The sequence below is a fragment of the Phytohabitans rumicis genome, from assembly GCF_011764445.1.
GTDB classification, from domain to species: domain Bacteria; phylum Actinomycetota; class Actinomycetes; order Mycobacteriales; family Micromonosporaceae; genus Phytohabitans; species Phytohabitans rumicis.
Window position 1 is genome coordinate 4,234,725 of record NZ_BLPG01000001.1, and the last position, 22,901, is coordinate 4,257,625.

A 22,901-nucleotide genomic window follows, 5' to 3' on the forward strand; every position below is an offset into this window, starting at 1 on the left:
TGACAGAGGACAAAGAGGAGCAGTCATGAAGATCGCGGTAGCCGGAGCGACCGGACGCGTTGGCCGGCACGTCGTCGACGTACTCAGCGAGGCCGGGCACGACGTGGTCCCGATGTCGCGTACCACCGGTGTGGACATCATCACCGGCGAAGGTCTGGCGGCGGCCCTGGCCGGCGTGGAGTGCGTCGTCGACGCGGCCACCGGCCCGTCGCCCGAGGAGCGGGCGGCCACGGAGTTCTTCACCACCGCGACCCGCAACCTGCAGGAGTACGGCGCGCGGGCCGGCGTCCAGCGGATCGTGGTGGTGTCCATCATCGGGCTCGAACGCCTGCCGCGGGTGGGCTACACCGCGGCGAAGCTCGCCCACGAGGAGGCGATGCTGGCCGGCCCCATCCCGGTGCGGATCCTGCGGGCGGCCCAGTTCCACGAGTTCGTCGCGCAGCTCGTGGACTGGGGCCGCCAAGGCGACGTGGCCTACGTACCCGTGATGCGCACGCAGTTGGTGGCCGCCCGCACCGTCGCCGAGGCGGCGGGCGAGTTGGCCACGGCCGCCGAGGCGGCGCCGCTCACCGAGGTGGCCGGTCCGCGCGAGGAGAACCTGGTCGACATGGCGACCCTGCTCGTGGCCCGGCGCCAGGACGGGCTGAAGGTCGAGGGCGTGCGCGACCCGGCAAACCCGGACAGCGAGCCGCAGGCGAACGGCGCGCTCCTGCCGGGCGCCGGCGCCCGGCTCGCGGGCCCGACGTTCGAGCAGTGGCTGGCGGGCTAGAGCAGGACGCGGGAGAAGCCCGGCAGCGGCTGACCTGGTACGCGCGAGGTGTACCTCGATCTCGCGCCTACCAGGCGCATCGCGGCGAGGAGCAGCACGGCGGCGACGATCCCGTCCAGCCAGTAGTGGTTGGCCGTGATCACGACGACGCTGATCGTCAGGATCGGGTGCAGCAGGGCGAGCCAGCGCCACCGGCTGGTGGTGACCCGGATGAGCGCCACCGCCACCAGCAGTGCCCAGCCGACGTGCAGCGAGGGCATCGCGGCGAACTGGTTGGCCACGCCCGTGGTGGTGTTGTCCGGGTACGCCGAGGGCCCGGTGAGGATCATCGTGTCGACCATCCCGAAGCCGGTCACCAGCCGCGGGGGCGCCAGCGGAAAGAGCACGTGGAGGACGAGAGCAGCGCCGGTCAGGACGAACAGTTCGGTGCGCATCCGCAGGTACTCGGGCCGGTGCCGGATCCACAGCCAGACCATCGCGACGAGAGTGCCGGGAAAGTGCACGCCGACGTAGTACAGGTTGGCCAGCCGAGCGGTGGATGGCCAGGACAACGCCCAGTCCTGAATCGCTGCCTCATTGGGCAGGCGTAGTGCCCGTTCGACCTCCCACACCCAGTTCGCATGGCTAAATGCGAGACTGAGTTGACCGTCGGCGAGGTGGCGCACACCCCGGTAGACGATCATCATCGAGGCGATCAACAACACCTCGATGATGAGCTCGCGCAGGTGCGCCGCTTTAAAGCGGCTCGGCCTGGGCGCCTCAGGTGCATGCTGAGGGCCCGCGGCCGGCCGCGAGATCTGATCCGTGACTGCCATCGCCGTCCCCCACCGAGATTTCATCCACGGTTTACTGCAATTCAACGCTAAATGAAATCTCTATACCAGAACAGCACTCAGCCGTGTGACTCGACGCACAAGTGTTGATCCAAATCATGATGGAGGCGTCCCGCAACCCCTTGCAGGACGCCTCCACCTATATGCGATATGTCAGGCGCGGATGCGCAGCACCTCGCCGGCACCCGGCAGCACCGACTTGTTCGTCACGTAGATCGAGCCGTCGTGCCCGATCGCGACGCCGCCGGGGAACGTCAGCTTGCCGGCGGCAAGTTCGGTCCGCTGGCCGCTCTTCAGGTCGACCCGGATGAGCGCACCGGTGGGGTCACCCGACGTGATGCCGTTCTTGGTGATCTGCAGGACGAGCAGGCGGCCCCAGCGGTCGAAGGCGATGTCGATGATGTTCGTGAAACCGCTCAGGAACACCTCCGGCTGCTGACCCGGCACGATCCGGTACACGTTCGCCGCGCCCACGGGGAACGGGAAGCCGGTGAGCTGGCCGACGTACAGGGCGCCGTCCGGGCCGCGTGTCACCGTGGTCGGCACCGCCTGCATCGGGAAGTCCGGCGGCAGGTTGGGAACCGTGACGGGCCGGTCCGGGAAGATCGCGACCGTGGAGATGTTGCCGCGCTTGTCCACCCGCAGCAGGTCGTTGCCGCCCGCGTCGGTCGCGTAGGCGCCGAAGGGGGTGGCGAGCAGGCCGTACGGGTTCGAGTCGATCTCGCCGACCGGGTTGTTGGCCGCCTCGTACGCCGCCAGGTCGGCGATCGGCTTGACGTCGCTGCCGTGCCGCTTGAGCCGCATGCCCACCAGATGGCCCAGCAGGCGCGCGTTCGGACCGAGGCTGGCCCGCACCTCCGGGGTCCCGCCGAGACCGATCGTGCCGAGCAGGAAGCCGGGGTGCACGGGCGCGATGTCGTGCAGGCCCAGGGCGAACGATCCGTCCGTCTCGGCCACCGACGGCAGGCCCTTGACGACCCGCTTCTGCTTCCACTTCCCGCGGTGGTGCGGGGACAGCGCCGTCACGGCGCCGCTCAGGCCCAGGCACACCTGCGCCTCGGGGTCCTCCGGGGACGAGACGCACGGCCCGGCGCCGCCCTTGCCGGCCTCGGCGACGTACAGCTGGCCGTGCCAGCCCACCGCGATGCCGCGCGGGTTGTCCAGCCTCTTGGCGATGACGGTGACCGAAGGCTTGCCCTCGGCGCCAGTGGTCGCCGACGCGGCGGGCGCGCCGACCACCACCAGCGCCGCGGCCAAGAAGCCGACAGGGACAATGCGACGAAGACTCATGAATCCCCCGTTCCTCGTGTAACCGAACAAGAGGAATCATGCTTCCCTGAACGCCCTGATGGGGGGAAAACGCCAGAATCGAAAATCCGCTGGTGCGGCCAGGCGCACCACGGAGATCATCGTCGGATGTACGCCCACGCCGCCCGTTCGTACGAGCCGCCGGCCGCAGCCGCCCGGCTCCGCGCGCTGGCCGGCCCCGACGCCGTGCCGCCGCCGCTGCTCATGCTGCTCGGCATGGTGTCCACCCAGGTCGGCGCGGCTGTCGCCAAGCAGCTCTTCGGCACCGCCAGCGCCGGCGGGACGACCCTGCTGCGGCTCGGCTTCGGCGCGCTGGTCCTGCTCGCGCTCGCCCGCCCTACGCTGCGGCTCGGCTGGCGCACCGCCGGCATCGTGGCGGCCTTCGGCCTCGGCATGGCCGGCATGAACCTCGCCTTCTACGCCGCCATCCAGCGGGTGCCCCTGGGCGTGGCGGTCACCATCAGCTTCGCCGGCCCGCTCGTCGTGTCGCTCGCGGCCAGCCGCCGGCTGCGCGACGCCGCGTGGGCCGTGCTCGCCGCCGCCGGCGTGGTGCTGCTCGCCGGGCTTGGTGGCTCCACAGTGGATCCGATCGGCCTGTTGCTGTGCACCGCCTGCGGGTTGTGTTGGGCCGGCTATGTCGTGCTCGGCTCGGCGGTCAGCGCCCGCGCCCCGGGTGGGCGCGGGCTCGCGCTCGGCATGGCGGTGGGCGCCATCGCCGTACTGCCGCTGGGCGTCGCCACGAGCGGGCCCGAACTGGTGCAGACCTGGACGCTCGTGCTGGGCCTCGGCATCGCGCTGCTGTCGTCGGTGCTCCCGTACTCCGCCGAGATGGCCGCCCTGCGCCGCATGCCGGCGCGGGTGTTCGCCGTACTGCTGAGCCTGGAACCAGCCGTGGCCGCGCTCGTCGGCACCGTCCTCTTGGGAGAGTGGCTGGCCTGGCCGCAGCTGCTGGGCATCGCCTGTGTCGTCGGTGCCTCGCTCGGGGCGACCCGCTGGTCACGAAATCCGTAGCCACGCCGCCGTGTCGGGCGGCAGGACCCCGCCGTCCAGCGGTCCGCTCGCCAGCAGCACCGCGTCGTGCGCCGGCAGCGGCACGGCCGCCGCCGACAGGTTCAGCACGCAGCCGAAGCCGGGCTCGCGCGCGAAGGACAACACGCCGTCGGGCGCGGGCAACCACCGCATGTCACCATCGCCGAGCGCCGGCTCAGCCCGCCGGATCCGCACGGCCGCGCGATAAAGCTCCAACATGGAGTACGGGTCACCCGACTGAGCCTGGACGGTCCGATCCTTCCAGTCGGGTGGTTGCGGCAACCACGGTGCCGCCGAAGCGCCCACTGGGCTGAACCCGAATGGCGGCTCCATCCCGGACCACGGCAGCGGCACCCGGCAGCCGTCCCGGCCGGGGTCGGTGTGGCCGGAGCGATGCCACATCGGGTCCTGCCGCAGCTCGTAGGGGATGTCCTCGACCTCCCACAGGCCCAGTTCCTCGCCCTGGTAGACGTACGCGGCGCCGGGCAGCGCGAGGGTGAGCAGCGCGGCCGCCCGGGCCCGTACGCCGCCCAACTCCAGGTCGGCCTCGATGCCCTCGCGCTTGCCGGCGAAGCTGAACGAGCTGTCCGTCCGCCCGTACCGGGTCACGTGCCGGGTGACGTCGTGATTGGACAGTACCCAGGTGGCCGGTGCGCCGACGGGTGCGTGCGCGCGCAGCGTCTCGTCGACGCAGTCCCGCAGCGCGGCCGCCTCCCACGGGCAGCACAGGAAGTCGAAGTTGAAGGCGGTGTGCAGCTCGTCGGCGCGCAGATAGTTGGCGAACCGCTGCCGGTCGGGCAGCCACACCTCGCCGATCAGGATCCGCTGCCCCGGGTAGCCGTCGGAGATCCGGCGCCACGCCCGGTAGATCTCGTGCACGCCGTCCTGATCCGTGTACGCGTCGGGCCCGTCCAGCACCGGATCCTTCACCGGTACGGCCGCGGAGTCGATGCGGATGCCGTCCACGCCCCGGTCCAGCCAGAACCGCAGGATGTCCTCGAACTCCGCGCGCACCGCCGGATGGTCCCAGTTGAAGTCCGGCTGCTCCGGCGCGAACAGGTGCAGATACCACTGTCCATCGTCGACCCTCGTCCAGGCCGGGCCGCCGAAGATGGAGCGCAGGTCGGTGGGTGGCTCCGCGCCGTCCGGGCCACGGCCGGGCCGAAACCAGAAGCGTTCCCGCTCCTCGCCGCCGGCCAGCGCGGCCCGGAACCACGAGTGCTCGGTGGAGCAGTGGTTCGGGACGAGGTCGATGATGACCCGGATCCCCGCCGCGTGCGCCTCTTCGATCAGCGCCTCCGCGTCGGCGAGCGTGCCGAACACCGGGTCGATGTCGCGGAAGTCGGCGACGTCGTACCCGGCGTCGGCCATCGGCGAGGGATACCACGGGCTCAGCCAGACCGCGTCCACGCCGAGCTCGACCAGGTGGGGAAGGCGCGCCCGTACGCCGGACAGGTCACCGATGCCGTCGCCGTTACCATCGGCGAAGCTGCGCGGGTAGACCTGGTAGATGACGGCGCCTCGCCACCAGTTGTCTGCTGTGGACATTCGTTCCCCTCAACCCTTCATTGCCCCGGCGGACAGCCCGCCGACGATGCTCCGCTGGAAGATCAGGAAGATGACGATCATCGGGATGCTGGCGATCACCAGACCGGCCATCATCTCGGTGGGCGGCACCTGACTCGTGTTGGACAGGCGGCTCAGCGCCACGCTCAGCGTCTGCTTCTCCGGGTCCTGCAGGACCAGCAGCGGCCAGAGGAAGTCCTTCCAGATGCCGATGATCGCGAAGATCGAGACGACGCCGAGCACCGGCCGGGACAGCGGCAGCACCACGCTCCAGAGGATGCGCAGCCGGCCCGCGCCGTCGATGCTGGCCGAGTCGAGCAGGTCGTCCGGGATCTGGTCGAAGAAGCGCTTGAGCACGTAGATGTTGAATGCGTTCGCGGCCGCCGGCAGCCACAGCGCCCACGGGGTGTTGAGCAGGTTGACCCCGACGATCGGCACGTCGCTGACCGTCAGGTACGCCGGCACGAGCAGCGCCGCCGCCGGCAGCATGAGGCTGGCCAGCATCAGCCCGAGGACCAGCCGGCCGAAGACCGGGCGGAGCTTCGACAGCGCGTACGCCACGGCCACGTCGACCACGAGCTGGACCAGCCAGCCGCCCAGCGCGTAGAAGGCGGTGTTGGCGAAGTAGCGGGCGATCCGCATCTCGCTCCACGCGTCGGCGTAGTTGCCGGGCTCGAACGACTCGGGGATGAACGTGGGCGGGGAGAGCGCGAACTCCGACGGTGTCTTCAGCGCGCTCGACGCCATCCAGTAGAGCGGGAAGAAGAAAACGAGTCCGAAGAGGACGGTCACGAGCGCGAGCACCGCGAAATAGGCGGCGCGGGTACGCGGCCGGCGCAGCTCGGCGTCCGAGATGAGGGTACGGGTCACCGCTCGCCTCCCCGGGTCAGGCGCAGGTAGATGGCGGAGAAGATGGCCAGCACCACGAAGAGCAGCACGCTCATCGCCGCCGCCAACCCGAAGTCGTGGTTGACGGTGAAGGCGTACCGGTAGATGAGCACCATCACGGTGATGGTGTCCGGGTTGGTGGTGCCGGTCAGCTGGTACGGCTCGATGAAGACCTGCATGGTCGCGATGATCTGAATGAGCAGCAGGACCAGCATGATGAAGCGCAGCTGCGGAAGCGTCACGTGCCGCAGCCGCTGCCACACGCTGGCGCCGTCCAGCTCGGCGGCCTCGTACAGCTCGCCCGGGATGCCCTGCAGCGCGGCCAGGTACATCAGCGTGGCGCCGCCGAGGTTGGCCCAGGTCGACACCAGGACCAGCGAGATCATCGCGGTGCTGCCGGACTGGGTCCACTGTGACTCGGGCAGGTGCGCGCCGCGCAGGAGGGTGTTGAAAAGCCCGTTGCCCGGATCGTAGAAGTACTTCCACAGCAGCACGACGACGATCGGCGGCAGCATCACCGGCAAGTACACGGCCACCCGGAAGTACGCCTTGAAGTGCCGCAGCTCGTTGAGCAACACGGCGATGCCGAGCGGCACGGCGTACCCGAAAATCAGCGCCAGACCGGTGAAGACGAGCGTGTTCTTCCAGGCCGTCCAGAAGAGCGGGTCGTCGAAGAGCGCCCGGAAGTTGTCCAGCCCCACCCAGTACGGGTCGGTGACGAAGTTGACCTGCTGGAAGCTGAGGATGACGCCACGCACCAGCGGATACCACGAGAAGAGCGCGAAGCACGCGATGCCGGCCGCCATGAAGGCGTACGCGAGCAGATTGTCCTTGACCTTGCGGCCGCGCCTTCCGGTCCGGACCGGCCGGGCGTGGTGCGGGCGCCCTGCCCGCGCCACACCCGGCTTCGCCGTAGTGCTGACGGCCATCTACTTGACGGTCGCGAGGATGGTGTTGACCTGCTTCTCCGCGTCGGCGAGGAGCTGGTCGACGTTGGCGTTCTTGTCGGTCAGCACCTTCTGCATCGCGACGTCGAGCACCGCGTACACCTGCTGGGCGTTCGGCGGCTCCAGCTTGACCGGGATGCTCGCGGCCGCGCTGACGAACGGCGCGTAGTTCTCCTGCGGCACGTTGGCGTACTTCTTGTCGGCCGCGGCCTGGGTGTCGGCCGCCGCGCCGGTGAAGATCTGCGGCTCGGGCAGGCCGACCGGCAGCTTGTTCTCCGCCGACCACTTGTTTTCCGCCTCGTACCGGTCCGCGCTGGTGAACCAGAACGTGAGCCACTTCAGCCCGGCGCGGATCTTCTCGGGGCTGGCCTTCGCGTTGAACATGTAGCCCTCGCCGCCGCCCAGCGTGCCCTTGCCGTCCGGGATCGGGCCCAGGCCGTAGTCCGCGAAGGTGCCCTTGTACTGGTTGACGATCGTCGGGATGTTGTCGGCGGTGGCGACGTACATGCCGAGCTTGCCGGAGCCCATCAGCTGCAGCAGGTCGGCCCACTCCAGCAGCTGCCGGCTGCCCATCGAGTTGTCGGTCCAGCGCATGTCCTTGAGCTGCTGGAGGACCTGCTTGCCCTGGTCGTTGTTGAACGCGGCCTTCCAGGTGTCGCCGTCCTTGACCGCCACGTCGCCGCCGACCGAGTACAGCTCCGCGGTGAAGTGCCAGCCGCCCGTGTTGGACTTGCTGTAATCGCCGTACCCGATGTGGCCGTCGCCCAATGCGGTGATCTTCTTCGCGGCCTCGCGGACCTCGGCCCAGGTCTTCGGCGGGCTATTGGGGTCCAGGCCGGCCTTGGTGAAGAGCGTCCGGTTGTAGAGCAGGCCCAACGAGTAATTTTTGTACGGCAGGCCGTAGACCTTGCCATCGTTGCCCGAAAAAACCTTAAGGATCTCCGGCCGCACCTGACTCACAACCGGAAAGTCCTTGGTGTACGCCGTGATGTCGGCGACCTGCCGCTTGGCGATCAGGTTGGCCGGGTCGGTGAAGTAGACGTAGAAGACGTCTTCGAGCTGGCCGCCGGCGAGCTTGGCGGCGAACGTCTGCGGATCCATCTTGCCCTCGCGGGCGTCGATGTCGATGTTGGGATTCTGCCGCTCGAACTCCGCGACATTGTCGAGGAACCGCTGGTGGTTGGCCGTCTCGGTGGCCGGGGGCAGACCGTTGACGGTGATCGTGACCTTGCCGTCCGCGCTGGACTTGTCGCCGCTGCCATCGTCGTCACCGCAGCCGGTGGCCATGCCCGCCACCCCGCGACCAGCAGCACCGAGAGAGCCCCGCGCAGCCTAGATCTCATCATGGAGAACTCCTAAGAGCGTGCCTGCCATGTTTCGTGCCGATGACGATACGAACCCGGCCCCGTGAACGCAAGAACTGGACTCCATCCCGCAAAAACCCGACCTCCGTCTCCCCGCACACGCGCGCGCCGCCCCTCCCCGGTGATCAGGGAACGGCTCGGGCGTGTTGCGGCGTGGCGAGGGAGAAGGTCCCTGATCAACGCGATCTTGACGACCGCGCGCGGGACTTGGGACTAGCGGGGGCGGGGGCGGTGGAGCCGCGGACGACGAGCTCAGGCTCGAAGAGCAACTCGTCCGGGGGTACGCCGACCCCCTCCATCTGCTGGACCAGCAGGTCGACCACCGACTGGCCCATCGCCTCGATCGGCTGGCGCACGGTGGTCAGCGGCGGATCGGTGCAGGTCATGAACGCCGAGTCGTCGAACCCGATGACCGACACGTCCTCCGGCACCCGCCTGCCGAGCCGGCGTACGGCCCGGATCGCGCCCAGCGCCAGCACGTCGCTGGCACAGAGGATGCCGGTCACCCCGCGCTCGGCCAGCCGCGTGGCAGCAGCTCGGGCGCCCTCCATGGAGAAGCTCGTCCGCTCGACCTCGGCGGTCACCCCCGGGCTCGCCTTGGCGGCGGCCTCGAACGCGTCGAGCTTGCGGCGCGACGGCACGTGGTCTTCCGGCCCGAGCAGCGCGCCCAACCGGGTGTGCCCGAGCGAGGCCAGATGGGCGTACGCCTGCTCCACCGCCACCGCGTCGTCCGTCGACACGCTCGGAAAGCCCAGGCCGGCCACGCCCGCGTTCACCAGCACCACGGGGAGCCGCCGCTCGCGCAGCATGCGGTAGTGATCCTGGGTGGAGTCGGCCATCGCGTAGTTGCCACCCGCGAAGATCACCCCGGAGACCTGGTGCTCCAGCAGCATGTCGATGAAGTCGACCTCGGAGACGCCGCCGATCGTACGGGCGCACAGGATCGGGGAGAGGCTGCGCTGCACCAGCGCACCGGTGACCGCTTCGGCGAGCGCCGGAAAGATCGGGTTCTGCAGCTCGGGGAGCACGAGGCCGACCAGTCGCGCCCGCTCGCCCCGCAGCTTCGACGGGCGCTCATAGCCGAGTACGTCGAGCGCGGTCAGCACCGCGGCGCGGGTGGCCTCGGACACGCCCTCGCGACCGTTCAGCACCCGGCTGACGGTCGCCTCGCTGACCCCCGCCTTCTTGGCGACCTCAGTAAGCCGTCGTGTCACCCTGAAATCCTACGACAGCATCCTGCAAAAACCCGACCCTAGAGGTCGGCGAGGGCGGCTTCGATCGCGCGGTGGAACGTCGGGTACGCGTAGATCATGTGGCGGAGCCGCTCGATCGGCACCTCGCCGTGTACGGCGACGGACAGCGCGCTCAGCACCTCTCCGCCCGCGGGCCCGGCCGACGTCGCGCCCACCAGCACGCCTCGCCGGGCGTCGGCGACGAGCTTGATGAACCCGTCGTTGCCGACCTTGTGGATCCAACCGCGCGCCGAGCTGGGCAGCGGGGTGCTGCCGATGCGTACGTCGACGCCGGCGTCCCGGGCCTGCTGCTCGGTCTGCCCTACCGCGCCGATCTCCGGGTCGGTGAACGTCACCCGCGGCAGCGCGCGGTAGTCGGCGGGTGGGCCTTCCCGGCCGAGAATGTCCCGGACCGCGATCCCCGCCTGGTACATCGCCATATGGGTGAACGCGCCGTGCCCGGTCACGTCGCCCACCGCCCAGATCCGGTCGCCGGCGCGCATCCGGTCGTCGACCTCCAGCCAGCGCGCCTTGGGGTCGAGGCCGACGGTGTCCAGCCCCAGCTCGCCGAGCTGTGCCCGCCGGCCGGTGGCGACGAGCAGCTTTTCCCCGCTGGCGCTCTTGCCGCCGGACAGGTGCACGGTGAACTCGCCGGCGTCGTACGTGACCCGCTCGGCCTTGACGCCCGTGCGGATGTCGATGCCGTCCGCCGTGAGCGCCTTGGCGGCCAGCTCCGACGACTCGGGCTCTTCTACCGCGAGGATCCGGTCCAGCGCCTCGACGATCGTCACCCGTACGCCGAACCGGGCGAAAACCTGCGCCAACTCCAGGCCGATCGCCCCGCCACCGAGCACCACGAGGGAGGCGGGCAGCTCCTCGACCTCGATCGCCTCCCGGTTGGTCCAGTACGGCGTGCCGGCCAGGCCCTCGATCGGCGGGATGCTCGCCGACGTGCCCGTGCCGATGACGATGGCGCGCCGGGCCTCGAAGGTCTCGCCGCCGACCTCGACACGCCCCGGGCCGACGAGCGTGCCGTAGCCGCGTACGAAGCGACCGCCCTTGCCGGTGAACCGATCGACGGCGACCTTGTCGTCCCAGGTGTCGGTGGCCTCTTCGCGGATCCGCTTGGCCACCGGCGTCCAGTCCGGCCGTACCTCCGCCCGGCCGGCGAGCGTCTCGACGCGGCGGGCCTCGGCCAGGGCGTTCGCCGCTCTGATCATCATTTTGCTCGGGACGCACCCCCAGTACGGGCACTCGCCGCCGACCAGGTTGTGCTCGATGCCGACGACCGCGAGACCCGCCTCGGCGAGCTTGCCGCCGACCTCCTCGCCGCCGACGCCGAGCCCGACCACGATCACGTCCACCTGCTCCGCCATGCCGCCAAGCATTCCACTTCCGCGGCGTGCCGGCAGCTCAGCCGAAGACCAACGTCCCGGCCAGAACGGCGGCTTTGCGCCAGCCCGGCACGACGGCGCGCCCCGCGAAGACGTCGAAGTCGGCGGCCGCGATCTCGTCGAGGATCCGCCGATAGAGCCGGAACGCGGTGCGGATGCAGGCCCGCGACGTGGGTTCCAGCATGGCGAGCCCCGGCTCGGCCGCGGCGTAGTGCATCCGGGCACGCCGTACCTCGTACTCGATGAGCTTTTGGATGGGCGCGGTGGCCGCGCCCTGGACGGCGGCGGCGATGAGATCGGCGCGGGTGAGGCCGAAGCGCGCCATGTCCTCGTCGGGCAGGTACGTGCGGCCACGACCGAGGTCCTCGGCGACGTCGCGGATGAAGTTGGTGAGTTGGAAGGCGAGGCCGAGCTGGCGGGCCGGTTCGCGGGCGACGGCGCGGTCGTCGGCTCCCAAAATGGGAAGCATCATCGTGCCGATCGCCGCCGCCGAACCGTCCATGTAGGCGAGCAGATCGGTGTACGTGGGGTACGACGTGACGGTGAGGTCCATCGCCATGCTGCCCAGAAAGGTGGCGAAGTCGGCGCGGTCGAGGTCAAACGCCGCGATCGTGTGCAGCACCGCCGGTAACAGCGGGTCATCGACGGGAGCACCGGCCAGGCCGGCGAGGAAGCGGTCGGACCAGGCCCGCAGCTGCTCGGCACGCTCGGCGGGCAACGACCGGTCGGTGCGGTCGACGATCTCGTCCGCATATCGGGTGAATCCGTACAGAGCGTGGACGTGCCGGCGCTTCCACCGCGGCAGCAGGCGGGTGGCCAGGTAGTACGTGCGACCGTGGCGTCGGTGCAGTTCACGGCAGCGTTCGTAGGCCGCCGCCAGGTCGGTGTCCACGGACCGCAAGGGTACCCTCCCCTGCATGCGGAGAGTTACCGGCCGGACCGACCGGGTGGTGGTGGTCGGCGCCGGCCTGGGTGGTCTCGCCTGTGCGCTGCACCTCGCGGGCGCCGGGCGGGAGGTCACCGTGCTCGAACGCGAGGCCGTCCCGGGTGGGCGCGCCGGACGGTTGACTGTGGACGGTTACGACTTCGACACCGGGCCCACCGTGCTCACCATGCCCGACCTTGTCGCCGAGGCGCTGGCCGCGGTCGGCGAGCGGCTGCCCGACTGGCTGGAGCTGACCCCACTCGAACCCGCGTACCGGGCCCACTTTCCCGACGGATCCACATTGGACGTCATCGCCGACACGGCCCGGATGGCCGGTGAGATCGGGCGGGTGTGCGGCCCGCGGGAGGCGGACGGCTACCTGCGCTTCGTCGACTACGCGCGGCGGCTGTGGCGGCTGGAGCGCGCCGACTTCATCGAGCGCAACCTCGACTCCCCCACCGACCTGCTCAACGCCAACCTGGTGCGGCTGCTGCTGATGGGCGGCTTCCGGCGGTTGCAGACGAAGGTGGACCGGTTCTTCGCGGACCCGCGCACCCGCCGGATCTTTTCGTTCCAGGCGATGTACGCCGGCCTCGCCCCCGTGAGGCGCTCGCCATCTACGCGGTCATCGCCTACCTCGACTCGGTGGCCGGTGTGTTTTTCCCGCACGGCGGCATCCACGCCGTACCGCGCGCGCTCGCCGGGGCCGCCGAAAAGCACGGTGTCCGGATCCGTTACGGCACAACGGTTACCCGCGTGGAGACGGCCGCTGGCCGGGCGGTCGCCGTACACACCGCGGGCGGGGAACGGATCCCCGCCGACGCCGTCGTGCTCAATCCCGACCTGCCGGTCGCCCACCAACTCGTGGGATCCACGCCGCCAAGGCTGCGCTATTCGCCGTCCTGCGTCGTGCTGCACGTGGGCTCTTCCCAGGGGTACGCAAAGATCGCGCACCATAATCTCCACTTCGGACGGTCGTGGCGGGCTACTTTCGACGAGGTGATCCGGCGCGGAACCCTGATGTCCGACCCGTCCTTGCTGGTGACCAACCCGAGCCGCACCGACCCGTCGCTCGCGCCGGCCGGGCGGCACGCGTACTACGTACTCGCGCCCGTCCCAAATCTGATCCGCGGGTCAGGTCTGGACTGGCAGGGCGGCCTCGGCCGGCGCTACGCCGACGAGCTGATGGGTGTGTTGGAGGCTCGCGGCTACCGCGGTTTCGCGGCGGGCGTCGAGGTGTCCCGGGTGGTGACGCCGGCCGACTGGGCCGGCGCCGGGATGGCCGCCGGTACGCCGTTCGCCGCGGCCCACAACTTCCGGCAGACCGGACCGTTCCGGCCGAGCAACCTGCACCCTACGTTGGACAACGTGGTGTTCGTGGGATCCGGCACGCAGCCGGGCGTGGGCGTGCCGATGGTGCTCATCTCGGGCAAGCTGGCCGCTGGCCGGATCATCGGATGAGTCCCCGGGAGTCCCACCTCGTCGAGCTGGTCGACGACACCGGGCACGCGATCGGCCAGTCCACCGTGGACGCGGCGCATCAGGCTCCGGGCCAGCTGCACCGGGCGTTCTCCGTGTTGCTCGTCGACGCCGGCGGGCGCCTCCTGTTGCAGCGCCGGGCCGCCGTCAAGACGCGCTTTCCACTGCGCTGGGCGAACGCCTGCTGCGGGCACCCTGAGCCGGGCCAGCCGGTGACCGAGGCGGCCGCCCGCCGGCTCACCGAGGAGCTGGGCCTGGCCGCCGGCCCCTTGACCGAGGTCGGCGTGTACGCCTACTCCGCCGCCGACCCGGCGACCGGCCGGGTCGAGGTCGAATACGACCACGTCCTGCTCGGGCGGCACGACCATGACGTACCCATGAATCCGGATCCGGCGGAGGTGGCGGCGCTGCGGTGGGTGACCCCGGCGGAGCTTTCCGTTGATATCAAGGCCCGACCCGACGAGTACGCGCCCTGGCTGGGTGGGGTGCTAGCGGTGACCCTCGATTCTCGGGAGCCACTCTAGTAGTGTTTTGTCGCTCTGTTCCCGAACAGTCGGGAGTCCGCGACCCATGTCCCACCGCTCCGCCGTCACCGCCGCCCTCGTTGTCTTGGCGCTGCTGGTTGGCGGGCGCTGGATGATGGGCCGGGATCCCGCCGAGACCGTCGCGCAGCAGCGCCTGGGCGTGGGGCCCGCGCCGGCGGCGTCCCCGGCGCCCCGCCTCCCGAGGCTTCGCCCACGCCCTCCTCGTCCCCGGCGCCCACCGTCACGCGCACGCCCAAGAAGCCCTCCGGCCCGCGCTCCACCATCGGCCCGCTCGGCACCAAGCGGACCACCGGCACGAAGCGCGTAGCGCTCACCTTCGACGACGGGCCGCACCCGGAGTGGACGCCGAAGATCCTGGACCAGCTGCGCGCCGCCCGGGTGCGGGCGACGTTCTGCCTGGTCGGCACCGAGGTACGCAAATACCCCGCGCTGGTCGCCCGGATCGTCCGCGAGGGGCACACCCTCTGTAACCACACCTGGCACCACGAGCTGGACCTGGGCACCAAGCCACCCGCCGAGATCAAGGCCAACCTCGAAGCCACCAACCGGGAGATCCGCAAGGCCGTACCCGGCGCGAAGATCAAGTTCTTCCGCCACCCGGGTGGCAAGTGGACGCCCGCCGCCATCGCCGTCGCCCGCGACCTCGGCATGATCTCGCTGGACTGGGACGTCGACCCGCAAGACTGGGCCAAGCCCGGCGCCAAGGCGGTCCACGACCGGGTCATCGGCGCCGTCCGGCCCGGCTCGATCGTGCTGCTCCACGACGGCGGCGGCGACCGCTCCGGCACGCTGGGCGCCTGCCCCGCCGTGCTCCGCGACCTCAAGCGCCGGTACGGCATCACCCTGCTGCGCTAAGCCGTGTTTGGGAGGGAATGCGGCGCGCCCCGAATCGGTTTGGAGGGAAGGTCCGGCGTCACGTATGCTTTCGGAGCCTCCGGCGGGGCCGGATGGGAGCACAGCTGTCAGCATTGCGTGTGCAATGATGGCGGGGCCGCCCTCATCGTCTAGCGGCCCAGGACGCCGCCCTTTCAAGGCGGTAGCACGGGTTCGAATCCCGTTGGGGGCACGGACCGGCCTAGCCGGAGCAAGGTCCTGTGGAGCAGTTGGAGTGCTCGCCGCCCTGTCAAGGCGGAGGTCGCGGGTTCAAGTCCCGTCAGGACCGCTTCTTGCCGTACGGGTAGTATGTGCGGTGCACCCGGCCAGGTAGCTCAGTTGGTACGAGCGTCCGACTGAAAATCGGAAGGTCGGCGGTTCGACCCCGCCCCTGGCCACATAGCCTTTCGCCGGGCTATTGAACGCCTACCAGCGGAAACGCCGGTGGGCGTTCTTCATGTCTGCGAGGCTGTCCCAGCGCCGTTACGGTTGCGACCGTGGCAGGCCGCATCGACTACTTCGACGACCCCGGGCGCCGAAGGCGAACAGCGTCGTCCCCTCCGTCAACGTCGTCGTGGCCGACGACCGGGGGCGGATCCTGCTGATCCGCCGGACGGACAACGACAATTGGGCGCTGCCCGGCGGCGCGATGGACCTCGGCGAGTCGCTGCCGCAGGCGGCCGTCCGGGAGACGCTGGAGGAGACCGGGGTACGGGTCGAGGTCACCGGGCTCGTCGGCATCTACACCGACCCGCGGCATGTGATTCTCTACACCAGCAACGGTGAGGCCCGGCAGGAGTTCTCGGTCGTCTTCACGGCCCGGCCCCTCGGCGGCACGCCGACGCCCAGCGACGAGTCCCGTGAGGTTCGCTGGGTGGCTCGGGACGCCGTCGGATCGCTCCGGATGGACCGGTCGATGCGGCTCAGGGTCGACCGCTATCTGTCCGGTGTTGAGCAGCCGCATCTTGGGTAGCGGCGAGGGTGTATCCCCGCCGTACTCCGTCGCCTCTTAGGCGTAGCGGGACTCCCGCTATCAGCGAGCTAGGAGGTGCTCCATGACACAGGAAACGATCGCGCCCACGCAGACGCAGCACCCGTGGCGGGCCACCGCCCGTACGATCTTCGCCGCCGTCGTCGGCGCGCTCACCCTGATTCCGGTGGTGGCGGCCACCGCCGGCATCGACACGGTTCCCGCGATCGCGCAGGTCATCGTCGTCACGACCGCGATCACTCGGGTCCTCGCGCTGCCCGGCGTCGACGCCTGGCTGCGCACCCACCTTCCATGGCTGGCAGCGACGCCCGCCACGAAGTGACGTCAGGCGGCGCGGCGCTTCAGGGTGGCCACGGCCGAACCGGCGAGCGTCAGCAGGCACTCGGGGAGCTGGCCGTCGGCCAGTGCGGCGCCGAAGAGGGCCTCGCCGGTCGGTATGTCGGCGTTGGCGTAGGCGCTCACGAACCGGGCCACCCAACGCGCGTCGTACCCCGCCTCGTCGATGCCGGGGAAGTCGAGGGTCCAGCGGCCACGCTGGACGTTGTCGCCGACCATCGTGGCGGCGATGCACCAGGCCACGTCGTACGCCCCGGCGACCCCGGAGCGGTCGACCACCGCGTCGAACGTCCCTACGACTGCGTCGCTGTCGCCGGCCAACGCACTGCGGAGCACTTGGGCGGCATCGTCGAACGCCTCGGGCGGAACATCCGTCACGAGCCGAAGGGTATGCCGCCGGGTCAAGCCGCGCCCGGTGAATCCCTATCTACGCAGCACGCAAAGGAGCTAGGCGGACCGCAGGAGACAGGTCAGGCGCGCGGTACAGACCCGGTCGCCCTTTTCGTCGGTGATGACCACGTCGTACGTCGCGACGGTGCCGCCGCGGTGCGCGGGGGTGGCCACCCCGGTGACGGTGCCGTGGCGTACCCCCTTGTGGTGGGTCGCGTTGAGATCCACCCCGACCGCGAACGGGCGCCCGATCGTATACCCGTGCATGGAGGCACCGTACGAGGCGAGGGTCTCGGCCAGCACCCCGGACGCACCGCCGTGCAGCAGGCCCAGGGGCTGCGTGTTGCCCTCGACCGGCATGGTGCCGACCACCCGCTCGGCCGACACCTCCAGGATGGTGATGCCCATACGCTGGGCGAGTGCCCCGGGATCGGGAGAGACCGCGGTCACGCTATCCGTCTCAGGTTCCACGCTGCGCAGGTTACCGGTCCGTAAGAGAATGGCCTGCGACCGCAGTCACACTGCGTACGGATGGCACGCTAGTGTGCCCAGCGGACCCCCGCCGACCCCCGGGGAGGGAGGACGACCCTATGTACGGCTTGCGCGGCACATCCATCGCCGCCTGCACCGCACTCCTGCTCGCCATCGCCGGCTGCAGTTCGAGCAGCGGCGAATCGGACAGCACGACGGCCGGCCCGGTCCGGCTGTACGGATCCGACGGCAACATGATCAACTCCTTTGGTGAGGAGTTCAAGGATCAGGCGGGCTTGCTGGCCGGCATGAAGGGCACCACGCCCCTCACCCCGCTCTCCGACGACTTCAAGGAGCGTCTCCTGTCGGTCGACCCCGATCTGGGCGACTACCTGTACTCGGGAGAGACGTACGACGCGATCGTGATCAGCGCGATCGCGGCCGAACTGGCTGGCACCACGACCCCCAGCGAGATCGCGAAGTACGTCAACGGCGTGACCACCAGCGGCACCCGGTGCGACACCCCGCGTGCCTGCCTCCAGTTGGCGCGGGCCGGGCGGGACCTCGAGTACCGGGGCATCTCGCTCAAGCGGGGCGGCTTCACTGACGCCGGTGAGCCGTCGACCGCAAGCTACGCGACGCTGCACTTCGACACCAGCGACAAGCTGGACGACGGCAAGACCGAGTTCGTGGGCGCCGGCGACGAGTCGGCCACGACCACGAAGGCGTCTCCGACGCCGCGCGGCGAGGGGGCCGAGACCGAGACCGGGGCGCCACTCAAGATCGGCGGCCTGCTGCCGAAGACGGGCGACCTGGCGCTGGCCTTCCCGCCCATGGGTGCCGGCGCGGCACTCGCCATCAGGGAGATCAACGCCGCGGGCGGCGTGCTCGGCGAGCCGGTCGAATGGGTCGACGGTGACGACGGCACCAACCCGGACAAAGCCAAGCAGACGGTCGCGTCCCACATCGACGCCGGCGTACACGTCATCATCGGCGCCGGTGCCTCGGGCATCTCGGCCGCCGTGCTGCCGGAGATCGTCGCGGCCGGGGTGATCCTCTTCTCGCCGTGCAACACCGCCGCCGTGCTCAGCGAGGCGGATGACAAGGGGTTGTACTTCCGTACCGCGCCGTCGGACATCTTGCAGGGCAAGGCGCTCGCGGACGTCATCATGCGGGACGGGCCGCAGCAGGTCGCGATCGTCGCGCGCAAGGACGCGTACGGCGAGGGCTTGCAGGGCAACGTCCGCACCGAGTTGGAGAAGGCCGGCATCAGCGCCGACAACCTCAAGCTCCTGACGTACGACCCGCCGGCCGACGCCGCGACGAAGCTGGACTTCTCGCAGGGCGCCAAGCAGATCAAGGAGTTCGCGCCGGACGCGGTTCTGGTGATCGGTTTCGGCGAGTCCGCGAACGTCATCAAGGCGCTCGACGCGGCGGGAGTGGAGTTGCGACACTAGACCTAGTCGTTCTGTGTGGCACGTTTCCGGGATCCCTGGGGTGGTCTGGTGGCCTTACGGTTTCCAGCATCAAGGCAGCGAACGAAACGGAGCCCACGATGAGCGAGTTCGACGACCCGACCCTGACCGAAGACACCGGCACTGGGCACGACGGCTTCGGCCCGAGCGACCCTGGGCACGAGCCCGGCTATGAGCCCGGTTACGAGCCCGGTCACGAGCCTGGCTACGAGCCCGGTCACGACCCGCACTACACCGAGCCGCACTACGGCGAGCCCGACTCGATCGTGCAGCACAACCTCGACGGCTCGACCGAGGTCGTCACGGACGTCGACGGTGACGGGTACGCCGACGTGGTTCAGCACGACCGCGACAGCGACGGGTACGCCGAAACGACCTACGTGGACAGTGACCACGACGGCCAGCTCGACACGATCCTGAAGGACTACGACGACGACGGCCAGATCGACGCCGCGCTGGCCGACACGAACGCCGACGGCCGGATCGACTACGTCGCCACCGACCACAACAACGACGGCCAGGTCGACCACCTGACGCTGGACACGAACTACGACGGCCGGCCGGACACCTGGGTCGCCGACACCAACTACGACGGCGAGCCCGACGTCGTGCGGCTCGACACCAACGGCGACGGTGCACCGGACGCGGTCGTGTACGGCACGGAGGGTGACGGTCCGACCGAGGAGAAGGTCAACCCGTACGCCGCGAGCTGATCCCATAGCCAACGCGGAGGCGCCTCACCAGCAAGGTGGGGCGCCTTGCTTTATGGTGCCGTAGGACTGGCACCAGACCACATCGAAGGGATGGCGGCATGAGCGAGGCTCAGGAGACTGTCGAGACGCGCGGCGACGAGCGCGTTGACCTGATCAAGGTAGACACCAACAACGACGGCAAGCCGGACGTCTGGGCCGCCGACACGGACGGCGACGGCAAGGCGGACCTCTTCCAGTTCGACACCGACCAGGACGGCAAGGTCAACGTCACGATGACCGACCTAGACGAGGACGGCACGCCGGACCAGGTGGTAGACGGCGACGGCGGCCACCCCCCGGCGGCCTAGCCATAAAACCCGTCGATCTTGAGGTTGTCAGGTTCCATTTCCGACATTTGGGCATGACAACTTCAAGATCGACGGGCTAGAGGGAGAGTGCGGCGCAGAGCGCGGCGACTACTACGAGGGCCACAGCTAGGAGCAGGGCGCGGCGGCGCATGGAGCCGCGGCGTTCGTCCGGGGACACGGCTTCGGGGTGGGCTAGGGTGCGTAGGCGGGCGCGGTGTTGCAGGAGTTCTTGGCGCCAGTGGGCTATTAGGGGGCGTCGTCCCTCGAGATGGCCACGGCTAGCCTCGCCTGGGCGCGTTGGAGACGGCGGACAGCGCGGCGGCCGAGCAGGCCGGCCCGGGCGTACGCGTACCGGCGGGCGTTGGCGCGCAGGTGGCCCATGCTCAGCACGTGCAGCTCGGCCGGGGTGGCGATGTCCGGATCGTGGAGCGCCGCCAGCTGCGCGGTGTAGTAGTCGGCCTCCCGGTGCCGCGCGGCGCGTACCAGCAGCAGGATCACGAGCAGCGGCGGGATCCCCTTGGCCAGCAGCACGGCGATCAGGGCGTACCCGTTGTCGCCGACGTCCACGGCCAGCAGCGGCGAGTTCCAGACGAAGTGGCAGGCCCAGGCGCCGAAGAAGCACAGCGCGGCGACGCCCAGCCGGAAGCGGAGCGTGCGGTCGGTGCGTACCACGACGGAGGCCACGCCCGCGCCGGCGAGCGCGCTGAAGAGCGTGTGGCTCCACAGCCCGGCGAGGAAGCCGCGGACGAAGAACGTCGCCACCACCGGCCCCACGTCGTCACCCCGGCCGGCGGCGGCGACGGCGTTCACCGCGTACACGATGTCCTCGACCACCTGAAAGCCGAGCCCGACCAGCGAGCCGTAGATGACCCCGTCGAGGACGCTGTTGATCTGGGCCCGCGCGACCAGGACGATCGCGACGATGCCCAGCGTCTTGACGACCTCCTCGATGGTCGGTCCGGCGATCGCGGGACCCCAGGCCGTGGCGACCGCCGGCGAGTACGCCTTGGCGAGCAGGTTCTGGACCGCGGCGTTGCCAGGCACGGACAGCGTGGTGGCGACCAGGCCACCCCAGGCGAACGCGGTGGCGAGCAGCAGCGGCGGCTCCCGCTCCAGGTAGTCGAGCGCGGCGACGAAGAACCAGAACGGCACCGCGTACGCGGCGAAGAGCGCCAGCGCGACGGCGGTGGCCACCGGGTACTCGATGAGGGCGTCCCGCACGAACAGGCCCATCCGCGCGGCACCGACCGCCAGCAGCCCGGTGACCAGCCAGAACGCGGGCAGCAGCAGCGACTTGCGGGCCACCGCCCAGGTCGGCGTGGGGTGTACGGGGGCGCTGCGGGCGCTGCGTGGCGGCACCCCGTGCCCGCCGGGGCACCCGGCCGCGGCCGTCACTCCCGCCCCCGATAGGCGATGGAGCGGATGCTGGCCTCGATCGGGGCCGGGAGAGGAACGCTCCCGCTGACCGTCACCTCGATGGACAGCCGCGGGGCGAGGAAGACCGCATACCGGCCGGTCCGGTCCGGCGTGGCGTAGGCGCCCTGCTGGCCGGGCAGCCCGCTGCCGGTGGCGGTGGCGAGGCCGGCGTCGAGTCGCCCCTGGGCGTTCACGACCTTGCGGCGCAGGCGGCCGACGGCCCCATCCAGGTCACCGTCGAAGGGTGCGACGACGATGACGTACCGGATGGGGCCGAGGACGAAGAGCACGGTGCCCTGCTGGGCGCTGGGCCGGGTGCGCGTCACGTCGAGCTGTGCGCCGGGCGGCGGCAGTACGGTGACCCCGCCGCCCACCTCGTACGGCTCGTGCGTGGGGATCGGCCGGATGGCCGGCACGGCCCGGTCGACCGCCGGGAGCCCGATGGCGATCACGGCAAGGGTCACCAGGATGCCCAGGCTGCCGGCGGCGTTCCGGAGCAGCCGGCCCCGTGCGACCCTCATGTTTCGACGCTAACCGCCTCCAACCACTCCTCGCGGACGTTTCACCAGTTGGAGATCGCTCCACGCCTCGGGCCGGCGCCGACCATGCCCACCTCGAGGATCTGGCCCTGGGCGTCCAGCGCCTCCACCCCGATGCCGGGCTCGGCGGGCATCGACAGCAGCGCGAGGTTGCCGTGCACGTCCGCCCGGCTGAGCTCCCGCCCGCCCCGCATCGCCCGCGCCGTAACCGCCCCGTCGGGGACGATCGCGTACGCCAGGTCGTCGACGAGGGGGATGACCGCGACCCCCTGGCCCGCGGTTCGGACTCGGTGAAGAAATTCAGCCCGGTGACAACGATGCGCGGGTTCGCGTTGGGCCTGTCGGACGTGACGGTCAGATCGCCCATCCAGCCCCCGCCCACGATCGGCGCGGCGAGCACGATCGCCTTCCCGGCGTACCCGTCCGGCTCGGTCAGGGTCCCACCCCAGACCACGGCTGGCCGCTCGGTGAGCTGGTACCCGTGGGTAAGCATGCTGGCCTCCACCGCTTCGCGGGCCCGCTCGCGGTCCACCGTGCCGCGCGTCCCGGACAACGCCTGGTCGAGCTCGGCCTCGGAGATCGTCTGGCTACCCGCGACCGGTGCCGGCTGCTCGGCCCGCACCACACCGTCGCAGGTCACCCGCCACCACTCGGCCCGGTGGTCCGCGGGGCCGCGCACGACGTACGAGCCGGTCGGCTCGACCTTCCACGCGGTGGCCGACGGGAGGTCGGCGGCGGAGACCTGGCAGCCGGCGGGTGCGATGCCGATCGAGATCGAGCCCATGGCCGCGTTCGTGCTGGACAGGCTCAGGTTGGCCAGCACGAACGGCTCCATGCCGCCGGACGACATCTTGTAGTTGGCGTCGGGCTGCGGGGGCGCCGCGGTCAGGGCACTCGCGAGAACCAATGCCGTGGCCCCGCGCGGCGCCACCATCCACGCCGTACCGGTCCCGCTGCCGTCCCCCCGCACGAACGCCACGACCGCCACCCGCGAGTCACCCACGTCGTCGGCGTACAGCAGGCGCACCGTGCCCTGCCGGGTCGTCAGGGCGACGATCTGCATCAGCTCCC

Annotated in this window: 24 protein-coding genes, 3 tRNA genes and 1 pseudogene; 14 read left to right on the forward strand and 14 right to left on the reverse strand. The window is 70.3% G+C overall.

Going from position 1 to position 22,901, the window contains the following annotated elements; translation table 11 throughout:
* The first annotated feature begins 25 nt into the window (after positions 1-25).
* Positions 26-769, forward strand: coding sequence for an SDR family oxidoreductase (locus Prum_RS18770; protein WP_173077722.1), 744 nt, complete (start codon positions 26-28; stop codon positions 767-769).
* Here the strand turns inward: Prum_RS18770 and Prum_RS18775 are convergent.
* Together Prum_RS18775 and Prum_RS18780 are read right to left on the reverse strand one after the other, a co-directional pair.
* Positions 766-1,470 (reverse strand): phosphatase PAP2 family protein, encoded by a 705-nt coding sequence (locus tag Prum_RS18775; RefSeq protein WP_218577290.1) that lies wholly within the window; start codon positions 1,468-1,470, stop codon positions 766-768. The two genes, Prum_RS18770 and Prum_RS18775, sit on opposite strands and share 4 nt — an antisense overlap.
* 285 nt (positions 1,471-1,755) lie before the next feature.
* Entirely contained in the window at positions 1,756-2,892 is a 1,137-nt protein-coding gene (locus tag Prum_RS18780) for a ScyD/ScyE family protein (protein ID WP_173077723.1), read from the reverse strand.
* A 126-nt stretch (positions 2,893-3,018) separates the two neighbouring features.
* Here Prum_RS18780 and Prum_RS18785 point away from each other — a divergent pair, with 126 nt between their 5' ends.
* Entirely contained in the window at positions 3,019-3,921 is a 903-nt protein-coding gene (locus tag Prum_RS18785) for an EamA family transporter (RefSeq protein WP_173077724.1), read from the forward strand.
* Here the strand turns inward: Prum_RS18785 and Prum_RS18790 are convergent.
* The 7 genes from Prum_RS18790 to Prum_RS18820 form a co-directional block, all read right to left on the reverse strand.
* A complete protein-coding gene (locus Prum_RS18790; protein ID WP_173077725.1) occupies positions 3,907-5,487 on the reverse strand; it encodes a glycoside hydrolase family 13 protein in 1,581 nt (526 codons plus the stop codon). The two genes, Prum_RS18785 and Prum_RS18790, sit on opposite strands and share 15 nt — an antisense overlap.
* A 9-nt stretch (positions 5,488-5,496) precedes the next feature.
* The gene (locus Prum_RS18795; RefSeq protein WP_173077726.1) at positions 5,497-6,375 is read right to left on the reverse strand and encodes a carbohydrate ABC transporter permease; all 879 of its coding nucleotides are present in this window, start codon (positions 6,373-6,375) and stop codon (positions 5,497-5,499) included.
* The gene (locus Prum_RS18800; protein ID WP_173077727.1) at positions 6,372-7,322 is read right to left on the reverse strand and encodes a carbohydrate ABC transporter permease; all 951 of its coding nucleotides are present in this window, start codon (positions 7,320-7,322) and stop codon (positions 6,372-6,374) included. Before Prum_RS18800 ends, Prum_RS18795 begins: the two co-directional genes overlap by 4 nt.
* Complete coding sequence (locus Prum_RS18805; protein ID WP_173077728.1) at positions 7,323-8,627, reverse strand: ABC transporter substrate-binding protein; 1,305 nt, start codon at positions 8,625-8,627, stop codon at positions 7,323-7,325.
* A 253-nt stretch (positions 8,628-8,880) separates the two neighbouring features.
* Entirely contained in the window at positions 8,881-9,918 is a 1,038-nt protein-coding gene (locus Prum_RS18810; RefSeq protein WP_173077729.1) for a LacI family DNA-binding transcriptional regulator, read from the reverse strand.
* 38 nt (positions 9,919-9,956) lie between these two features.
* Positions 9,957-11,312, reverse strand: a complete 1,356-nt coding sequence (locus tag Prum_RS18815) for a dihydrolipoyl dehydrogenase family protein (RefSeq protein ID WP_173077730.1) — start codon at positions 11,310-11,312, stop codon at positions 9,957-9,959.
* Positions 11,313-11,349: 37 nt separating this feature from the next.
* On the reverse strand, positions 11,350-12,222 hold the full coding sequence (locus Prum_RS18820) for a phytoene/squalene synthase family protein (RefSeq protein WP_173077731.1): 873 nt from the start codon (positions 12,220-12,222) through the stop codon (positions 11,350-11,352).
* A gap of 25 nt (positions 12,223-12,247) precedes the next feature.
* Between Prum_RS18820 and crtI the strand changes: the two are divergent.
* The 8 genes and pseudogenes from crtI (at position 12,248) to Prum_RS18860 (ending at position 16,465) form a co-directional block, all read left to right on the forward strand.
* A pseudogene (gene crtI, locus Prum_RS18825) lies at positions 12,248-13,716 on the forward strand (phytoene desaturase family protein).
* Complete coding sequence (gene idi / locus Prum_RS18830; protein ID WP_173077732.1) at positions 13,713-14,258, forward strand: isopentenyl-diphosphate Delta-isomerase; 546 nt, start codon at positions 13,713-13,715, stop codon at positions 14,256-14,258. Before crtI ends, idi begins: the two are co-directional and overlap by 4 nt.
* Before the next feature lie 282 nt (positions 14,259-14,540).
* Positions 14,541-15,134, forward strand: coding sequence for a polysaccharide deacetylase family protein (locus Prum_RS18835; protein WP_246278588.1), 594 nt, complete (start codon positions 14,541-14,543; stop codon positions 15,132-15,134).
* A gap of 138 nt (positions 15,135-15,272) precedes the next feature.
* Positions 15,273-15,345: transfer RNA gene (locus Prum_RS18840), tRNA-Glu, on the forward strand.
* A 22-nt stretch (positions 15,346-15,367) separates the two neighbouring features.
* Positions 15,368-15,441: transfer RNA gene (locus Prum_RS18845), tRNA-Asp, on the forward strand.
* A 35-nt stretch (positions 15,442-15,476) separates the two neighbouring features.
* Positions 15,477-15,550 (forward strand) — tRNA-Phe (locus tag Prum_RS18850).
* A 176-nt stretch (positions 15,551-15,726) separates the two neighbouring features.
* Positions 15,727-16,125, forward strand: a complete 399-nt coding sequence (locus tag Prum_RS18855; protein ID WP_308785360.1) for an NUDIX hydrolase — start codon at positions 15,727-15,729, stop codon at positions 16,123-16,125.
* An 82-nt stretch (positions 16,126-16,207) separates the two neighbouring features.
* Positions 16,208-16,465, forward strand: coding sequence for a hypothetical protein (locus Prum_RS18860; protein WP_173077734.1), 258 nt, complete (start codon positions 16,208-16,210; stop codon positions 16,463-16,465).
* Between the two features lie 2 nt (positions 16,466-16,467).
* On the opposite strand, the gene Prum_RS18865 is transcribed toward Prum_RS18860, so the two are convergent.
* Both Prum_RS18865 and Prum_RS18870 read right to left on the reverse strand, forming a co-directional pair.
* A complete protein-coding gene (locus Prum_RS18865; protein WP_173077736.1) occupies positions 16,468-16,857 on the reverse strand; it encodes a hypothetical protein in 390 nt (129 codons plus the stop codon).
* Positions 16,858-16,926: 69 nt separating this feature from the next.
* Positions 16,927-17,277 (reverse strand): PaaI family thioesterase, encoded by a 351-nt coding sequence (locus Prum_RS18870; RefSeq protein WP_173083882.1) that lies wholly within the window; start codon positions 17,275-17,277, stop codon positions 16,927-16,929.
* A gap of 182 nt (positions 17,278-17,459) precedes the next feature.
* Between Prum_RS18870 and Prum_RS18875 the strand changes: the two genes are divergently transcribed.
* The 3 genes from Prum_RS18875 (at position 17,460) to Prum_RS18885 (ending at position 19,875) form a co-directional block, all read left to right on the forward strand.
* Positions 17,460-18,797 (forward strand): ABC transporter substrate-binding protein, encoded by a 1,338-nt coding sequence (locus Prum_RS18875; RefSeq protein WP_173077737.1) that lies wholly within the window; start codon positions 17,460-17,462, stop codon positions 18,795-18,797.
* Between the two features lie 98 nt (positions 18,798-18,895).
* On the forward strand, positions 18,896-19,528 hold the full coding sequence (locus Prum_RS18880) for a hypothetical protein (protein ID WP_173077738.1): 633 nt from the start codon (positions 18,896-18,898) through the stop codon (positions 19,526-19,528).
* 98 nt (positions 19,529-19,626) lie between these two features.
* Positions 19,627-19,875: a hypothetical protein gene (locus tag Prum_RS18885; protein WP_173077739.1), complete on the forward strand. Its 249-nt coding sequence runs from the start codon at positions 19,627-19,629 to the stop codon at positions 19,873-19,875.
* Positions 19,876-20,121: 246 nt separating this feature from the next.
* Here Prum_RS18885 and Prum_RS18890 read toward each other — a convergent pair whose 3' ends face one another.
* Genes Prum_RS18890 through Prum_RS18900 form a run of 3 tightly spaced genes read right to left on the reverse strand, consistent with a single transcriptional unit; the run spans position 20,122 to position 22,024 of the window.
* The gene (locus Prum_RS18890) at positions 20,122-21,270 is read right to left on the reverse strand and encodes a PrsW family intramembrane metalloprotease (protein ID WP_246277975.1); all 1,149 of its coding nucleotides are present in this window, start codon (positions 21,268-21,270) and stop codon (positions 20,122-20,124) included.
* Entirely contained in the window at positions 21,267-21,812 is a 546-nt protein-coding gene (locus Prum_RS18895; RefSeq protein ID WP_173077740.1) for a hypothetical protein, read from the reverse strand. The genes Prum_RS18890 and Prum_RS18895 overlap by 4 nt, the downstream gene beginning before the upstream one ends.
* A 41-nt stretch (positions 21,813-21,853) precedes the next feature.
* Complete coding sequence (locus Prum_RS18900; protein WP_173077741.1) at positions 21,854-22,024, reverse strand: hypothetical protein; 171 nt, start codon at positions 22,022-22,024, stop codon at positions 21,854-21,856.
* 114 nt (positions 22,025-22,138) lie between these two features.
* On the opposite strand from Prum_RS18900, the gene Prum_RS18905 reads away from it, so the two are divergent.
* Positions 22,139-22,687, forward strand: coding sequence for a hypothetical protein (locus Prum_RS18905; protein ID WP_173077742.1), 549 nt, complete (start codon positions 22,139-22,141; stop codon positions 22,685-22,687).
* The last annotated feature ends 214 nt before the right edge of the window (positions 22,688-22,901 follow it).

Coding starts and splice junctions, on each gene's coding strand:
- Prum_RS18770 (WP_173077722.1), top strand. CDS start 26: ATGAAGATCGCGGTAGCCGGAGCGACCGGACGCGTTGGCCGGCACGTC.
- Prum_RS18780 (WP_173077723.1), bottom strand. CDS start 2,892: ATGAGTCTTCGTCGCATTGTCCCTGTCGGCTTCTTGGCCGCGGCGCTG.
- Prum_RS18785 (WP_173077724.1), top strand. CDS start 3,019: ATGTACGCCCACGCCGCCCGTTCGTACGAGCCGCCGGCCGCAGCCGCC.
- Prum_RS18790 (WP_173077725.1), bottom strand. CDS start 5,487: ATGTCCACAGCAGACAACTGGTGGCGAGGCGCCGTCATCTACCAGGTC.
- Prum_RS18800 (WP_173077727.1), bottom strand. CDS start 7,322: ATGGCCGTCAGCACTACGGCGAAGCCGGGTGTGGCGCGGGCAGGGCGC.
- Prum_RS18805 (WP_173077728.1), bottom strand. CDS start 8,627: ATGGCCACCGGCTGCGGTGACGACGATGGCAGCGGCGACAAGTCCAGC.
- Prum_RS18815 (WP_173077730.1), bottom strand. CDS start 11,312: ATGGCGGAGCAGGTGGACGTGATCGTGGTCGGGCTCGGCGTCGGCGGC.
- idi (WP_173077732.1), top strand. CDS start 13,713: ATGAGTCCCCGGGAGTCCCACCTCGTCGAGCTGGTCGACGACACCGGG.
- Prum_RS18860 (WP_173077734.1), top strand. CDS start 16,208: ATGACACAGGAAACGATCGCGCCCACGCAGACGCAGCACCCGTGGCGG.
- Prum_RS18870 (WP_173083882.1), bottom strand. CDS start 17,277: ATGGGCATCACCATCCTGGAGGTGTCGGCCGAGCGGGTGGTCGGCACC.
- Prum_RS18875 (WP_173077737.1), top strand. CDS start 17,460: ATGTACGGCTTGCGCGGCACATCCATCGCCGCCTGCACCGCACTCCTG.
- Prum_RS18880 (WP_173077738.1), top strand. CDS start 18,896: ATGAGCGAGTTCGACGACCCGACCCTGACCGAAGACACCGGCACTGGG.
- Prum_RS18885 (WP_173077739.1), top strand. CDS start 19,627: ATGAGCGAGGCTCAGGAGACTGTCGAGACGCGCGGCGACGAGCGCGTT.
- Prum_RS18895 (WP_173077740.1), bottom strand. CDS start 21,812: ATGAGGGTCGCACGGGGCCGGCTGCTCCGGAACGCCGCCGGCAGCCTG.
- Prum_RS18900 (WP_173077741.1), bottom strand. CDS start 22,024: ATGCGGGGCGGGCGGGAGCTCAGCCGGGCGGACGTGCACGGCAACCTC.